The organism is Paenibacillus vortex V453 (assembly GCF_000193415.1).
GTDB lineage: Bacteria > Bacillota > Bacilli > Paenibacillales > Paenibacillaceae > Paenibacillus_AQ > Paenibacillus_AQ glucanolyticus.
Map to the genome: position 1 here is coordinate 77,985 of NZ_ADHJ01000042.1, position 16,353 is coordinate 94,337.

Genomic DNA, 16,353 nt, shown 5'->3' on the forward strand with positions numbered 1-16,353 from the left:
TGCCCCCAATTATCCTGAATTCATCTTAAAGGAAGATATATCGGGGACAAAGGCGATCGCTACCGCTTTTCCGGAAATGGCTTCGTTCTCTCCGCTGCTTCGTGCGTCTTCATATAAAAAAACACAAAAAGAAATCGTTCGTTCCGAGCGCATGAAAGACATTCTCCAAACCGTTTTCACCTCTGTTTTGCTTTTGAGTGAATTGATTATCCCTTATTCGTCTTTAACTCCTTTTGGGACCCCCTCTTCGATAAACAGCTTATTTTCGTTCTATCGCGGTTACCTCGTTCGATGCCATGTTCCGGCAACGTCCTCCCGCTCCTGCTTCTGGCCTTGGGAATGAAGATATAATTCTTCGTAATATCCATGGGCATCGAGCAGCTCCTGATGGGTGCCCTGCTCCACAATCCGGCCCCTGCTCATAACCAGAATCCGGTCCGCCCCCATGATGGTGGATAGGCGGTGAGCAATCACAAGGGTCGTCCGCCCCTCGGCAACGAGATGCAGCGCGTTCTGAATCAGCTGCTCCGTGTGCGAATCCAAATTAGCCGTGGCTTCGTCCAGGATGAGAATCTTTGGCTGGAACACGATGATTCTGGCGAAGGAGATCAGTTGGCGCTCTCCCGCGGACAGTCCGCTGCCACGCTCAGACAACCGGGTGTCATAGCCTTCCTTCATCCGCATGATGATTGAATCCGCACCGATAAAGCGGCAGGCCTCGATCACGCTTTCCCTTGAAATGGTCTCATCGAACAGCCTTACATTGTCCAGCACCGTACCGGAATAGAGATAAGGCTCCTGCTGTACAAGGCCTACAATCCGATGCAAATCCGATTGAGCGAGCTCTCTTATGTCAAGTCCATCAATCAGAATACTTCCTTCATTTACGTCATAGAAACGGCACAGCAGGCTAATCAGCGAGCTTTTGCCCGCTCCGGTGGTCCCGACGATTCCGATCATTTCTCCCGGCTTGACATGAAGATCGAGATCCTGGATGACTGGAGCCCCGCCTTCGTATCCGAACGTAATTCGGTTAAAATCGATGCGTCCCTGAATCTCGGCCTTGTCAATCTTCGCCGGCTTGGGTTTATCCGTAACTTCCGGTTGAATCGCCAGGAGGCCCCATACCCGGTTGATCGCCACCGTCGCCGACTGCAGCGTATTCCACTGCTGGGTAATCGTATTAATCGGCTGAAAGAATAAACGGATATACGTAATAAATGCATAGAGTACGCCGAACTCAAGCGTTGTCCCAAGCACAGCTTGTCCGCCCAGCCATGTCACAAATGCGATCGCCAAATTGTTCAAAATCTCATAGGATCGGTTGAACAGCACATTTGTCCGGATTTCCCGGATGTTAGCCTTGAAATACGAGTTGTTCCGCTCCTCGAACTGCTTCTCCTGCTCCTTCTGCTGATGAAACACTTGAATCAGATTCATGCCCGACAGGTTCTCCGCTACAAAAGCCACCAGCCGGGACAAACGGGTTCTGGCCATCTGATAGGTATGGCGCATGTACCGCCGGAATGCTATCGCGATCCCCGCAATGATCGGCAGCAGGATCAGACAGTACAGGGTCAATGTAACATCCAGCTGGAACATCATCACCAGAATGAAGACCAGGGTAAACCCGTCCCGAAACAGGCTGAGCAGCACCTGGTTAAAAAACTGGTTGATCGCTTCCGTATCACTGGATACATGCGTGATCAGACTTCCGCTAGGCACCTTATCAAAATAAGACATCGACAGCTTGGATATATGCGCAAACAGCCGTTTGCGAATGCTTGCCACTATACTCTGCCCTGCCTTCTGCAGCAAATTATTTTGCAGATAGGTGAACAGCATGCTTAGCAGCGACAACGAAAAATAAATGCCGCATATGATCATCAGGCCATGATAATCGTTTTTTCCGACCATCAGATTATCATCGATCGCGATTTTCATCAGATACGGCTGCAGCAGCTCGGCCGATATGGCAATCAAGGTGCAGCCGATAAATCCCGCAAAGGTTAGCCGGTGTTCCTTCATATAACCCGATAAAGCACGGAATGTGGATATATACTTGGGCTTGGCCTGAGGTGCATTCAGATCAGCCTTCTGATCCATCTGCCAATTGTTAATGGCCTGTGCCATGATGTCTCATCCCCTCCTCCTGAATATCGTGCAGCGTCCGGTACAATCCGTCCTCAGAAAGCAAGGTTTCATGTGTACCGCGCTGAACGATCTCTCCTTGATCCAGGACGATGATCTCATCGGCAAACTTCAGTGCACTGATTCGGTGGGCGATAATAATTGTGGTCTTGCCTTCGCGGATATCACGAATCGTCTCCATGATCTCTGTCTCGGTCACCGCATCCACGGCGCTCACACTATCGTCCAGAATGAGTATGGGCGCATTCTTGATAATCCCCCGTGCAAGACTTGTCCGCTGCCGCTGTCCCCCGGAAAGCGTAATGCCCCGCTCACCGAGACGGGTCTCGAACTTGTCAGGAAATTCAGCAATGTTGTCATATACCCGGGCTTTGTGTGCTGCTTCCTCAACAACGGCCGGCTCGGTATCCCGTTTATAGAAAGCAATGTTCTCCCGAATGGTCGAGCTGAACAGGAAGCCATCCTGTGGCACATAGGCGATTCCTTCGCGCAGGCTCTTTAATGTAAGCTTTCGAATATCCTCGCCCCCAATCTGCACTGTGCCAGGAGGCGGGTCATAGGTACGCAGCAGCAGCTTCATCAGCGTGGTCTTCCCGCTGCCGGTTCGGCCAATGATGCCTAATGTCGCACCGGGCGGAACCTCCAATCGAATGCCCCTCAGCACTTGTCTCGCTCCATCTTCATGACCGTTTACTCTATCGTAAGAAAAGGATAAGTCCCGCACTTCGATTCCGGCATGTTCCAAATCCAGCTCCTTGGCACCTGGCAGTTCCTTAATGTCGGCCTGCTTGCCAAGCAGATCATTCAGCCGGTCAAGCGAAGCCCTCGCTCGCTGTACAACATTAATAACATTGCCGATCTGCTGCAGCGGGTTCATGAGCATGCGGATGTACAGCGTCAATGCAACAAAGTTACCGACCGTAATCCGTCCCGTAATCGTCAAGTACCCGCCGAATGAGAGCGCAATAATGAGTGAGGAGGCGCCGAGAAACGGAATGATCGATTGAAACAGGGAGGATACGCGCACCAGCCTCAGCTGTTTATTGCGGATGTTGTCCACTGTGGTCCCAAACCGCTGCTTCATCGTATCTTCTACCGCGAATTTCTTGGTGACACGCATCCCGCCGAACTGCTCCTCAGCCGATTCCGTCATCACGCCAAGCGCTTCCTGTACCTGAAGCGATCTTCTTCGAATCATCGGCCCAAGCCAAACCACGATTACCGGTATCAGCAGCAGAGGGACCATGCTTGCGGCCACCAGATATAGCGGGACGTTCGTAATCAGCAGCATTGCAATCGTGGACACCAGCAGGATGGAGGCATTCGCTGTCTGGTTAACCCCCATGGAGATTGCTTCCCTCACCGTAGTCACGTCATTCATAAAATAACTAAGCAGCTTGCCAACGCCGTTCTTGGAATAGAATTGCTCACTGAGTCCCGTAAAGTGGACAAACAGCCGGCGCCTGTTCATAAATTCGAAGTAACGCCCCGTATACATAACCAAATATTGTCCTATACCTCCAATAACGGCAAAACCAACACCAATTCCAAGCAGCGTCCAGCTATACTGCACAATGCCGTCACCTGACAATAAACCATCCTTCAATTCATCCGTGAAATTGCCCAGCACTCTAGGGAAATTCACATGAATGATATTAGCAACCAGATGGCAGCAAATCGACAATACGTAGAAAAGCCACGTCTTCCTGAAAAAGTCTCCAAGTATTCGATGAGAGTCCAATGTCCCATATCACTTCCTGTCCGATAGTTGGTTTATAAGCCTCATTCGTTCCCCCTTCCGTACGTTGCTGTGAAACTCCCATATTAATAGTTTCTAGAAAAAAAATCAGTCCTCCTTCCTCATTCGCACATCCACATATATAAAACCCTTCATATGCCACTTCATGAAACAGAACACATATCACATCCCATTCGGGATTAAGAGTTCAATCTTAAACGTACAGTATTAGTTAGGTGGTTGTTAGATGCATCATGTGGATTTCAACCAAGGGGTGGCATCAACTTCACCCGACCCGAATAGGTCAACGAAAGCCTATGCATCGCCCTGTTGCAAGCTATGTAATGAGATGGAACATCACATAGACAAAAACCAGGCTGCAATTACATGCATACCTGGTTTTTTTGCGTCCTTAACGCTGGTTTTTCGTCTGATATAAATACAACGTGGTCGGGGCAAAAATAGCGATAAACAGCACACTAACACCGATACCGGCCATAATCTCCGTCATGCTTGCTGTGCCGCTCATCAGCCCCCTGACGGTGGCTGCTGCTATGCTGATCGGATTCAATTCAATGAGAATCCCGATCCATCCCGGCATCGTCGCCGTATCCACCAGAATGTTGCTGGCGAACAATAGCGGGTATATCGCAATCATGCTGGACCCTGAAACCGTCTCTGGACGTTTAGCTATAACGCCAATCATCGCAAAAATCCAGCTGACGCTAAATGCAAACAACAGGATGAAGACAACAGCGCACATCACTTGGATCAAGCTGCCTTCCGGACGGAAGCCCAGCGCAAGCCCCGTTCCAAGGGCAACGATAACGCCCACCGCATAACGCAGACCGTCCGTAAGGATCGAACCGATGACGGATGCTGGCTGCCAAAAGGGCAGTGTTCGAAAACGGTTGTATACCCCTTTGGTAATATCCGAACAGATCGTAGTTCCGCTGTAAACCGTCATGGGAATGACCGTTAAGATCAGAATGCCAGGCAAGAGGAATTGAATATAAACCCCGGTCGATCCGGCAATGGCTCCGCCAAACAAATAATTAAATATGAGCAGCAGCAGAATCGGTGACAGAATCGCATCCATCACAAGACTAAATCCGTTATTCTTCGTATGCTGCCAAGTTCTCCACATGAAGATACGGATAGCCGTGAATGCATGGGGAGGGCCGGAGACTGGGTGGGGCGGAGGAAGCATGCTGCCGACCTGATTACTTGTGTGATGGCTTAAACTCATGGAGTCCCCCCTTTCCTGGTCAAGGCCAGGAATACCTCATCCAGACTCGGTTCGCTCAGGGAAAAATCTTCAATCGCAATCCCGTTCTCCATCAATGTATGAATGGCCTGATTGGCCAGGCTCGCTTCCAACACCGGAATCTTGTATAACCGCAGGTGATCGCCCTGCCATACCCTTAGCCCATGCTCATCGTTCAGCAAGGCACTGATCTTATGCCAATCTCCCTGCTCCGTTAATGTGATCGACAACGTCCGGCCACCGATGGACGCCTTCAACTGCTGTGGAGTCCCTTCCGCAATAATCCTGCCTTTATCAATGACAGCGATCCGGTCCGCCAATCGGTCCGCCTCCTCCAGGTATTGTGTTGTCAACAGCACGGTGGTTCCCTGCTGCAAGAGCGTCTTCACAATGTCCCACACCTGCATCCGACTTTGTGGGTCAAGGCCCGTCGTCGGCTCATCCAGAAAAATAACATCCGGCTTGGTCACGATACTTGCCGCAATGTCGAGTCGTCTCCGCATGCCTCCAGAATATTGCTGCACCGTGCGGTCCTTCGCCTCACCAAGCCCGAAGGATTCCATCAGTTCCTCGCTTATGGAACGGGCGGTTTTCGCAGAATACCCGTAAAGTCTTGAAATCAGCATTAGATTTTGAAGTCCGGACAACCCTTCGTCCAGTGCTGCAAACTGGCCTGTCAGGCTAATCTTCTTCCGGACGTTTCGAGCATCTTTTACGATATCAAATCCGGCAACTTGCGCAGAACCGGCATCCGGCTTCAGGAGCGTTGATAGCATATGGATGGTGGTTGTTTTTCCGGCACCGTTCGGGCCCAGCAAGGCCAGCAGCTCTCCTTGCTTCAATCGCAGATCAATGCCTTGAACGACCTCGATACCGTTATATGATTTGCGAAGCTTCCTGGCTTCAATGGCATATGGCAAGTTTCACAGCTCCTCCTTATGATCAGAGACCCAATCTGCAAGCGTGGCTGCCGGCCGCCCCGTGACCTGCTCCACCGTTGGCAATACCGTATAACCGATCTCTGGCGGATTTTTCCCCATTTGCACAAAAAACTCTATCGATTCCTCATCGTAGCCCTGCACTCTCCATTGATCTCTCGCTTGTTCCTCCGTCAGCTCTTCAAAGCGAATATTTTTGCCGGTCACTTCGCTTATGATCCGAACCGCTTCCCTACGGGAGAGGGCTTCCGGCCCTGTCAGAAAATACTCCTGCCCATGGTGTCCTTCTTCAACCAGTGCCGTTACGGCAACACGTGCGATGTCGGCCTCATGTATTCTAGCGCTCAAGGCATGACCGAACGGCTCCCGGACAACCTCCTCCGTTCGAATCGACTCCCTCCAATCCACCAGGATATTCGCCATAAATTCGCCTGGCTTCAGCAAAGTCCATTCCATTCCGCTCGCTCTAAGCGCTGCTTCAACAGGCCCTTCTTCAAAACCCACCAGTACCGTCACCCGTTTAACGCCTGCCTGCTCTGCCAGTTCAATGATCCGCGGATCGGTCTGAAGGGTTCCATAAGCCTCATCGCTCGATGTGATCACATGAAGTGCAGTGACTCCTTGCAGGGCAGGCACCAGGCTGTCCGGCTCGTTCAGATCTCCGGCAAGCACCTGAACGCCAGCCGGTAATTTCGCTTGTTGTAGATTGCGCGATATCGCTCTAACTTCCTTCCCCTGCTGTACAAGTTGTTTCACAATGTGCCTTCCCACGGTCCCCGTAGCGCCTGTCACTAAAATAGTCATTTTGAATATCCTCCTTGGAAATAGGTTACTGTTCATGATTTGATTTCGTAGCGATTTCGTATGTTCTCTAACTCTTGCAGAAGGTCTTCCTTCAGTTCCGGCGGCGATAGGATCTCCACCTTCGAGCCATAACTCAAGATGACCGAGATGGCATAAGCTGTGGTATAAAAGATAGTTTGGACTTCAACATATCCCTCAACGGAGATGAAAGCTTCCGGGAATTGCTCGGTCACACGAGGTCCAATGGATGAATCGAAGCGGAGATGCGCTTGAATCCCCAGTGCCTTATTCTCTTCCCGGCCTTCCTCCAGGTTCTCACGTGGAAGGAAGTTCTCGCTGGATGCTTCAAGAGCGGATATACGCGATACTCTGAAGATTCGCTTCGCTTGTTTGAACAAGCAGTAAGCCTCCAAATACCACACGCCCTGCTCCCAGTAAAGATGGAGCGGCTCTACCTGCCGTTCGGAGCAGCTGCCGGATGCGCTGGTGTAAGTAAATTTAATAAGGTTGGATCGGTCCATGGCATGCAGTATCGGTTGAACCCACGTTCTCTCACGCTCCGATGTGCTCATGTCAAATATGATTTGTTCATGACATCCTCCGTTCAACAAGGCAGGCTGCAGGGTTCCGAGTTTGTTCATGATGGTGGTGTACTTTCCCTTAGCAGTTCCTTCAATGCCTTTTAAGAGATTATAGATAGCCAAAAAGTCATCAATGGAGAAGTGCTGTCTCGTCAGATAGAAACCGCTCATTAATTCAAACCCGCCATCCGCACCCGTAAATGAAGCAACCGGAATGCCGGCTTGGTTAATGAGGTCCACATCGCGGTAGATCGTACGAACCGAGACCTCATACCGGGCAGCAAGCGCGGTTGCCGTCACTCTTTTTTTTGTCAATAATTCCATCGTAATGCCAAGCAACCGGTCAAGTTTCATCGATAACACTCCTCGCGCTTGCACACTTTTTGGACTTCTGGATTGAATGATAAATTATGAATCCTGACATCTAGTATGTCAGGATTTATCGCGTTGAATATATTTTATTGCGCCATGCAAGTCCCTTTTCGGGACTTTAATGGCGCGATAGGGAATTATAAAGTAAGCCTGTCCATTGATCAGGTCAAATAAAAGAAGAAGCCATAGATCGTCAGATCAAGGCTTCTTCTTTTATTTTTCATCCATTATGAATTTTTCATATGATGTTTTTTTAATATAATTTCAATTACTGCGCAACGTACCGTGCAGAGTCGGAGGCATGCTTAGATGAAGATTGACCCTATGACGGACATGAACTTATTTCACCGCATTTCCTTCTGCCATCAATTCCTGTGCATAGTCATTCAGATTAATGGACTCGCCTTGATTCAGCCTCGATTTCTCGGCTGCGAACGCAATGAGATGGCTCCTCACGGAGGCACTGGCCGACGTTAGACTCTCCTGCCCGTTATAGCTGCGGACCTCGTTCAGGAAACTGGCCACGATGCCGCTGTCGCCACCGCCATGGCCGCTGGACTGGGAAGGGATCGTTATCTCCGTTTTCTGGCCTGTCAGAAAATCAAAGACCGTAATTTTGTCTTCCTCTCCCCGAAGCTCGCCTCGTGTCCCCATGATCTGGATTCTGCGCTCCTGTTCATACGTAAACCCGCACATGCTGAACATCGCGGTGGCACCGCCCTCAAATTCCATATTAACGACCTGATGGTCGACCACATTGTTGTCGCTCCTGTACACACAGCGGCCATAGTCCGTTTCGCGAAGCCCCTGAATAATGTTCGGCTTGGTCAGTTCCTGGGTAAAATGCCCGGCCCAGCCCTTATACTCCTGGCTCAGATAAAACCTCGGAGCCGAGTATGGGCAGCTGGCTTCCACCTGACAGTCCAAGCAGCGGTCGGCCGATCCTTCGGGTGCCTGCTCCTCGCGGAAATGCATTAATGAGCCAAAAGAAGTGACCTGTGTGCACGGCCGGTCCATCAACCAGGACAACACGTCCATGTCATGGCAGGACTTAGCCAGAATCATCGGGCTGGCCTTATCGGAGTTATTCCAGTTTCCTCGTACAAAGCTGTGCGCAATATGCCAATATCCTACGTTCTCATTCAACTGGATCGAAGCGACCTCACCGATCGTTCCCTCCTGAATTACGCGCTTGATGGCACTCCAAAAAGGGGTATACCTCAGAACATGGCATATGGTCAGCAGCCTGTTGTTCCGAACAGCCGCCTGCTCCATCATAAGACATTCCTTCGGTTCCGGCGACATCGGCTTCTCCAACAATACATGGTACTGTTTATCCAGCGCCTGCATCGTCGGGCCAAAATGCATACGGTCCTGCGTGCAGATGACGGCAATTTCGGCAAGCTGCGGCTCGGCGAGCAGCGGCTCCCATGATTCATAACACCGTTCAGGCGGAATTCCGTAGTTCTCCGCAAAACGGGTTCTCCGTGCCGGATCAGCTTCGGCTACTGCCACGAAGGTCAGCTCATGCGGGTAATCGAGGGCATAGGGTGCATAGCCCCCGGCGCCGCGCGCGCCTGCCCCGATCAATATGGCTTTGATTTGTGTCATTTCGTGTCGCTCCTTTTATGTTCAGGTACTCGTTCACTCGGTGTATCGATCCGCCGCGGACTGGTAGATGGCCAGATAGCGGTCCAATCCCATTTTTTGCAGGGTAGCTACATATTGGTCCCAGTTATCAAAAGACTCATTGCCGGCAATGAATTTATCCCTCATCTCATCCACGTACGTATTAATGTCGGTCTGAATGCTGGTAAGCTCGGACTGTTCATCGGCTGTAAAGTTAAACGGCGGCCAAACCTTGTCTTGAGGTATGACATAGGGCTCCGCTTTTTTGGCGTTCTCTACAGATGTCGGCAAGCCCTCCGCTCCTTTAAAATACTTCTGCGCCACAAAACCTGGATAGTATCCCCCAGGCCAAATCAGATACTGCCCTACCGCCTGGTCCAGATTAAGTCCGTCCGGGTTATTCTTAATATCGTCCACGTATTCCACATTGCCGTTTGCATCCTCCGTGTACGTCTCGTCTTTCCAGCCCATGAAGAACATGCGGATCCCTTCATCGCTGTAGAAATAATCCATCCAACGGACCAGCGCCTCCGGACTCTTCGCTTTGTCTGTCAGGACAAACATTCCGATATTGCCCAGCGGTGAGCCTGTAGCACTGAACATCTGATCGCCGTGCGGACCCTTCAGTACCGGAAGCCCCACATAGCCCTTCTGGTTGTAAATGGCGACCGGATCCACGTTATCGACTACGCCCAGCAGCCCCTCCGTTCCCTTTGCATCCACCTCCGTGCTTTGAACGGACATGATATCCTGCTCCAGCAGGCCATCCTTATACAGCTTGTTCACATACTGAAGCAGTTCTTTGTAACGCGGATCAGACGGGATGAACCGAACCTTACCACTCTCCGGATCGGTATCCACGTTAATATTGGAGGTTCCGTTATAATTGAGACCGAACGACCCGCGCAAATAATTCACAATACCAGTGGTCTTGACTCCACCCCAGGCATATTCATCCTTCTGGCCGTTTCCGTTCGGGTCCTTCTCTTTGAATGCTTTTAACATATCGTAAAAATCATCCAGCGTTTGCGGTTCGTCCAGCCCAAGCTTGGTCAGCCACTCCGAATTCACCCATGGCGTTCCGTACAGCACGGAACGGAATTCCGGATCATACAGCGTCGGCAGCCCATAAATATGGCCGTCCGGCATCGTGATTCCCTTCTCGATAACCGGATACTTCTCCATCAGCGCCTTGAAGTTCGGGGCATATTGATCGATCAGATCATTCAGCGGGATAAAAGCACCCTGCTTGCCGTATTTCAGCAAGTCAGCCCTCGGGAAGGCAGAGGCGTAGAACATTTCCGGGTAATCACCACCGGCAAGCAGCAGGTTGCGCTTCTCTGCCAAATTATCCTTTTGCACCGTGTCCCACTTTACCTGGATATTCGTCGTTTTCTCATATTCCTGCCAGAGCTTGATGCTATTCCAGTCGGCGTTGGCAAAGAACTTTCCGGCAAAACCGGTCACCGTGATCTTGTCATTGACTATCGGAAATCCCGTCTCATTAACCTTCGCCCCACCTTCCGCCGAATCCGATTCTGACGCTCCCCCCGAACCCTTCGAGCTGCAGCCCACCACCAGCGATACCGACAACATGCAAGTTAACAGAAGACTTCCCCATTGCTTCAGCTTCATCCCTGATCCTCCCCTTTTCATGTTCCTTCCTCATTATCCATTCAAGGAATTATCCTTTGATGGCCCCAATCATAACGCCTTTGACAAAATACCGCTGCAGGAACGGATAAAGCGCCAGCACCGGAATATTGGCCACGACCAGCACCGCGTATTTGATCCCTTCCACCTCTCTTTGCTGCTTGATCGCGGATTCAGTTGACATTTTGACCATGTCATTCGTTTGCCCCTGAATCAAAATTTCGCGCAGAATGAGCTGCAGCGGAAATTTATCCTTGTCCGACAGATACAGCAGCGCATTGAAAAAAGCATTCCAGTGACCGACCGCATAGAACAGAATGGTTACTGCGATAATCGGCATGGACAGCGGCAGAATGATCCGGGTTAATATTTTGATGTTCGAGCATCCATCGATGGTCGCGGCCTCCTGCAGCTCGCCCGGTATGGACTGCTGGAAGAAGGTCCGCATAATGATAATGTTCCAGATGGACACCGCATTCGGGATAATCATGACCCACAGCGTATTCAGCATGCCGAGGTTCTTGATCAGCAAGTACGTCGGAATCAGACCACCGCTGAAAAACATGGTAAAGACAAGCATGGCCATGATGGCATTCCGGCCTACAAAATCCTTCCGGGACAGCGGATAGGCCGCAAGAATGGTCATCGCAAGGTTAATGAACGTCCCGAGCGACGTATACACCAGCGTGTTGGTAAAGCCGCTGATAATATCCTTGTTCTGAAATATTTTTACGTAAGAGTTCAGGTTGACTCCCTTTGGCCACAGCAGCATCTCGCCCCGGAGCACCGTCTGCGGATCGCTGAACGATGCGCTGAGCACAAACACCAGCGGGTACATGACGATGATGGTAACCAAGATCAGGATCGTATAGTTGATGATATTGAAAATTCGGTCCCCTCTGGATTCAATTTGCATGGTTCATTAAGCTCCCCTCTTTACCAAAGACTTGTTTCGCTCACACGCCTCGAAATAAAGTTCACAACAACCAACAAGACAAAGTTGATGATGGAGTTGAACAAACCGATAGCTGCAGAGAAGCTGTACTCGGCATTCTGGATCCCCATTCGGTAAACATAGGTGGCAATAATGTCGGAGCTTTCCATATTCAGATTGTTTTGCATCAGGAGCACCTTCTCGAAACCGATGCCCATGATGCTGCCCATGTTCAGGATGAGAAGAATAATAATCGTCGGCATGATGCCGGGGATGTTAATATGCCATATGCGCTGCAGCCGCGTGGCGCCATCAACCCGCGCAGCTTCATGCAGCTGGTTGTCAATGCCGGCGAGGGCGGCCAAATAAATGATGGAGCTCCAGCCCATGGTCTGCCATACATCCGACAGAACGTATAGCGACTTGAACCAGGAAGGCTCGGTCATGAAATTGATCGGCTGGCCGCCAAACATTTCAATGAAATGATTGATGATACCGTAACGGGGCGACAGAAAAATCATCATCATTCCGACAACAACCACGGTAGACAGAAAATGGGGAGCGTACGTAATCGTCTGCACGAATTTCTTGAATCGTTCGGCTCGGACCTCGTTCATGAGCAAAGCCAGAATGATAGGGATCGGGAAACCGAGGGCAAGGCTGTATAAACCGATGCCTAGCGTATTTTTGATCAATCGCCAGAAATAATAGCTGTTGAAGAACCGGTCAAAGTGCTCGAATCCAACCCATGGACTGCCCCAAATCCCTTGTGTTGCTATGAAATCCTTAAAGGCGATTTGGATACCGTACATCGGAACGTACTGGAACAGGATGTAATAGGCGATGACCGGAGAAATCAGAATATAAAGCTGCCAATTCCGCAAGATGCGATTCCACTTGAAGGGGCTGCGTTTCGTTTCGGTTACCGCTTGTACTGCGGGCTGTACGGTTGTTTTAGCCAATTTAGCATCACCTCGGGTATGTATTAGTCAATTTCTTGTAGCGTAATAATCGTTGATGGATTCCCCCTTATCTTTCTGTAATCAGCCATGCTGCGAAGCTACCGCCAACAGCCACCGATGGATGGATTGCGGTTATTCGGGCGAATATATGTCATATATATTAACGTGGGGTAGATCTATAAATAAAATCCGAATAAACGGATGTTGCAACATATAAACTGTATAAATTTTGGATTATTAAGCTCTTTTTTTTGGATTTTATTTGGAGACAAATTGGCATATAGGAGACATGTTCCCTTGCAATAAAGAACATGTAATATCAACGGAAGGAATTTGGATAAATTTTTATATATCCTTATATAAAAGAAATGAAAACGCAATCAAAAATTCAATGTAGTGATACGAAGATTATTCCACTTCGATTCCAAATGGAGAAATCACTCCAAATATCTCAGCAATTTCACTCATAATAATATAGAGATTTTGTATTGTCAAACATTTTTTTGGATTGTTTTGGCGCAAACTTTTTCTCGTTTTGGTGAGAAAAAGCAAAAAAGCAGCAGCCAATTTTGCTACTGGCCGCTGCTTAATGAGTTATAACTATCATATAACGTTAATAAATCTAACTTTTGATGTGAAAATTAATTTCTGGTGAAGTGAGAGGATTCTCGAACGACTAGAGAACCCGGCAGCAATATTTTGGTCGCCATCGGAAAATGTCCGTCTAAATAATCCACGATGGATTTGGCAGCTACTCTGCCGATTTCGTATTTGGGCACGGAAACGGAGGTTAACGGCGGTGTAGTGTACTGGGCTACATCGATATTGTCCATCCCCACAATCGCAATATCCTCCGGTATGCTGCCATGATTCTCAACAACGGCACGCATCGCAGGTATAGCCAGCATGTCACTGGCACAAAAAACAGCAGTGGGCCATTCCGCCTTCGGAAGCCGTTCCAGAAGCTCGGACATCTTGCTGAAGCTTCGATCCACATTCCATCCTGTATTCATCAGCCACTCCCCCTGCAGCTGCAGGTTCGCTTCAAGCATGGCAAATTTATATCCAACAAACCGTTCTTCGCTCTCCATCTGTTTGGAATAGGCGGGCCCTCCGATATAAGCAATCCGCGTATGTCCTTGATCAATCAAGTGACGTACTGCGGCCCTTGCCGATAGAATGCGGTCACAGTCAACAACAGGCACGGTCAGCCTTTCATCGTTCAGGCTTACGCCCATGATTGCAACACCATTCTGCTGTATCAGTTCAAACAGTTCTTCGTCGTACCAGCTGATGGCAACAATCCCCTCGGCTCCTGTCTCCCTCAGCATCAGCCGTATTTTTTCCGCATCGCCCACTTCCTCGCATGTGCGAACGATAGCTGGAGGCTGCCCGAGCTCCTCCATTTTTTTATGAAAACCGGCTAATACCGTTGAGAAATAAGGGTGATCATCCATCAGGTGCTGGGGAACGATACATGCAATCCGCTTGGCCGCTGTGCCGTTGTTCTCATTAGCGTGTCTGGACGGTTCATGTAGCTTGTAACCAAGTTCAAGTGCCGCTTCCCGGATTTTCTGCTTGGTTTCTTCGCTGACCGGACGGCTGGCATCATTGCTGATTGCCCGCGATACCGTAGATATGGATACCCCGACCCGCTCGGCGATATCTTTAAGCTTAGCCAATCGCACTTCCTCCTCCACAAAATTTGGAACCAAATTTTTCTCCATCCATGATCATAGCATAAACTTTGCCGGTTGGGGGCGTCAAATTGACACTGTTCCACTGATGACAAGCTAGACTCATGGTGCGTGGTCCGGGGCATGCTTGGATGGCTGTCGACCATCTCTGGAATGGTGACCCCCACTCCATCATTGAACTGGCAAGAGGAGGAATGTTGGCGTTGGCGTCGGCGTCTCCCGGATTCCTGTATTCCTGTATTCCGGAGCAGCGACAATGCCGCTGCTGTATATGTCAGGATCGGTAATCTGGAAGGGAAGCTGACAGGGATATCATTTAAGTCTCAAGCGCAGCATGATCAGGGCTTTTCTCCTTGCCTAACCGGAACAATACAAATGACGCTGCCATGGCAACAGCAACACCAACTGCCCCGATCCAGGTGATGGACGATAAGGAGATCTGTTCTACGGCAACTCCCCCGATTCCTGCACCGGCAGCCATGGACAGCTGCATCATCGATTGGTTCAACCCAAGCATGACACCGGAGGAGTTCGGCTCCAGCTGGACCAGGTTAAACTGCTGCGCCGGACCGCTGGACCAAGCGGCTAACGACCAGACAACAAGGATGACTAACACGGGAATGACTGATGAAGCTGCATGGGTAAAAGTAAGAGCGATTAAGGCAAGAATATGCAGCATCATACCTCCGGTTAATGTGGAAGAAACTCCCCACCGGTCCGTGCTGAATCCCCCAAATTGGGAACCCATGAGGCTGGCTAAGCCAAAAGCGAATAGCGCTGCACTAATCCAGCTTTCATTCAAACCGCTGACCATAAGCAGATAGGGAGACAAGTACGTATAGGCAACGGAATATCCCCCCAGCCAAAAGAACGTGATCGCCAACCCGAGGGCCACTTTAGGCTTCTTGAGCAGCGCGAACTGCTTGAGTAACGGGACCGGTGCATCTCCTTTGGTTATTGGGATTGCCTTGTATAGAACAAACATCGAGATCAGCCCCAGGATGGCAATAAACCCGAACACCGACTTCCAACCAAAAGCGGCAGCCACCACACGTCCCAGAGGGACGCCGATGATGAGTGAAGCTGTGAACCCCATAATTACCGTCGCGATCGCACTAGCCTGTTTGCCAGGAGCCGCGATTTGGGCGGCAATTCCGAGCGCGGTGACAACGACCATGCCTGCACCCATCGCCATAAGAACGCGCGCAAAAACAAACGGAATATACCCCGGAAGTGTATAGGACAACACATTGGCAATCACAAAGATGCCTAATGAATAAACCAACAGCTTTCTTCTCTCCACCTTGGCTGTCAGTGCCATAAGAATAGGGGTCAGAATGGCGTAAACCAAAGAAAATATCGTGATCAGCTGGCCTGCGGCGGTAATCGTAATCCCTAATGAATCCGCGATTTTATCCAAAATTCCAGATATAATATATTCCGACGTTCCTACTAAAAAGCTGACGATAGCCAAAAAATAAACTTTCCAAACACCAGTCATGATTCCACCTCTTTAATATATTTATATATCGCAAATTATCGATGTTTTAACTAATAAAAATACATATCGTAATATGTAGATATGTAATGCAAAACAAGACTGAATATTCCTTATTTCTTAAGGAAG

The 16,353-nt window shown here is 49.7% G+C and carries 12 protein-coding genes; all 12 read right to left on the bottom strand.

Going from position 1 to position 16,353, the window contains the following annotated elements; translation table 11 throughout:
• Nucleotides 1-279: 279 nt before the first annotated feature.
• Nucleotides 280-2,133: an ABC transporter ATP-binding protein gene (locus PVOR_RS23040; RefSeq protein WP_006211919.1), complete on the bottom strand. Its 1,854-nt coding sequence runs from the start codon at nt 2,131-2,133 to the stop codon at nt 280-282.
• Nucleotides 2,117-3,892, bottom strand: a complete 1,776-nt coding sequence (locus PVOR_RS23045; protein WP_040680895.1) for an ABC transporter ATP-binding protein — start codon at nt 3,890-3,892, stop codon at nt 2,117-2,119. Before PVOR_RS23045 ends, PVOR_RS23040 begins: the two co-directional genes overlap by 17 nt.
• A gap of 409 nt (nt 3,893-4,301) precedes the next feature.
• On the bottom strand, nt 4,302-5,138 hold the full coding sequence (locus PVOR_RS23050; protein WP_006211921.1) for an ABC transporter permease: 837 nt from the start codon (nt 5,136-5,138) through the stop codon (nt 4,302-4,304).
• Nucleotides 5,135-6,076 carry a daunorubicin resistance protein DrrA family ABC transporter ATP-binding protein gene (locus tag PVOR_RS23055; protein ID WP_006211922.1) on the bottom strand — a complete coding sequence of 314 codons (942 nt, stop codon included), beginning with the start codon at nt 6,074-6,076 and terminating at the stop codon, nt 5,135-5,137. Before PVOR_RS23055 ends, PVOR_RS23050 begins: the two co-directional genes overlap by 4 nt.
• A 3-nt stretch (nt 6,077-6,079) precedes the next feature.
• The gene (locus PVOR_RS23060) at nt 6,080-6,898 is read right to left on the bottom strand and encodes an NAD(P)H-binding protein (RefSeq protein ID WP_006211923.1); all 819 of its coding nucleotides are present in this window, start codon (nt 6,896-6,898) and stop codon (nt 6,080-6,082) included.
• A gap of 32 nt (nt 6,899-6,930) precedes the next feature.
• The gene (locus PVOR_RS23065) at nt 6,931-7,833 is read right to left on the bottom strand and encodes a helix-turn-helix transcriptional regulator (RefSeq protein ID WP_006211924.1); all 903 of its coding nucleotides are present in this window, start codon (nt 7,831-7,833) and stop codon (nt 6,931-6,933) included.
• Nucleotides 7,834-8,190: 357 nt separating this feature from the next.
• Nucleotides 8,191-9,462 (bottom strand): Gfo/Idh/MocA family protein, encoded by a 1,272-nt coding sequence (locus PVOR_RS23070; protein WP_006211925.1) that lies wholly within the window; start codon nt 9,460-9,462, stop codon nt 8,191-8,193.
• Between the two features lie 33 nt (nt 9,463-9,495).
• The gene (locus PVOR_RS23075; protein WP_006211926.1) at nt 9,496-11,115 is read right to left on the bottom strand and encodes an extracellular solute-binding protein; all 1,620 of its coding nucleotides are present in this window, start codon (nt 11,113-11,115) and stop codon (nt 9,496-9,498) included.
• A 49-nt stretch (nt 11,116-11,164) separates the two neighbouring features.
• A complete protein-coding gene (locus PVOR_RS23080) occupies nt 11,165-12,049 on the bottom strand; it encodes a carbohydrate ABC transporter permease (protein ID WP_006211927.1) in 885 nt (294 codons plus the stop codon).
• A gap of 20 nt (nt 12,050-12,069) precedes the next feature.
• Entirely contained in the window at nt 12,070-13,029 is a 960-nt protein-coding gene (locus PVOR_RS23085) for an ABC transporter permease (RefSeq protein WP_006211928.1), read from the bottom strand.
• A gap of 641 nt (nt 13,030-13,670) precedes the next feature.
• Nucleotides 13,671-14,711 (bottom strand): LacI family DNA-binding transcriptional regulator, encoded by a 1,041-nt coding sequence (locus PVOR_RS23090; protein ID WP_006211929.1) that lies wholly within the window; start codon nt 14,709-14,711, stop codon nt 13,671-13,673.
• Nucleotides 14,712-15,042: 331 nt separating this feature from the next.
• Nucleotides 15,043-16,227: an MFS transporter gene (locus tag PVOR_RS23095; protein ID WP_006211930.1), complete on the bottom strand. Its 1,185-nt coding sequence runs from the start codon at nt 16,225-16,227 to the stop codon at nt 15,043-15,045.
• Nucleotides 16,228-16,353 lie beyond the last annotated feature (126 nt).

Bases quoted from the DNA above. Each gene is read 5' to 3' on its own strand.
- PVOR_RS23040 (WP_006211919.1), bottom strand. From the start codon at position 2,133: ATGGCACAGGCCATTAACAATTGGCAGATGGATCAGAAGGCTGATCTG.
- PVOR_RS23050 (WP_006211921.1), bottom strand. From the start codon at position 5,138: ATGAGTTTAAGCCATCACACAAGTAATCAGGTCGGCAGCATGCTTCCT.
- PVOR_RS23060 (WP_006211923.1), bottom strand. From the start codon at position 6,898: ATGACTATTTTAGTGACAGGCGCTACGGGGACCGTGGGAAGGCACATT.
- PVOR_RS23065 (WP_006211924.1), bottom strand. From the start codon at position 7,833: ATGAAACTTGACCGGTTGCTTGGCATTACGATGGAATTATTGACAAAA.
- PVOR_RS23070 (WP_006211925.1), bottom strand. From the start codon at position 9,462: ATGACACAAATCAAAGCCATATTGATCGGGGCAGGCGCGCGCGGCGCC.
- PVOR_RS23075 (WP_006211926.1), bottom strand. From the start codon at position 11,115: ATGAAGCTGAAGCAATGGGGAAGTCTTCTGTTAACTTGCATGTTGTCG.
- PVOR_RS23080 (WP_006211927.1), bottom strand. From the start codon at position 12,049: ATGCAAATTGAATCCAGAGGGGACCGAATTTTCAATATCATCAACTAT.
- PVOR_RS23095 (WP_006211930.1), bottom strand. From the start codon at position 16,227: ATGACTGGTGTTTGGAAAGTTTATTTTTTGGCTATCGTCAGCTTTTTA.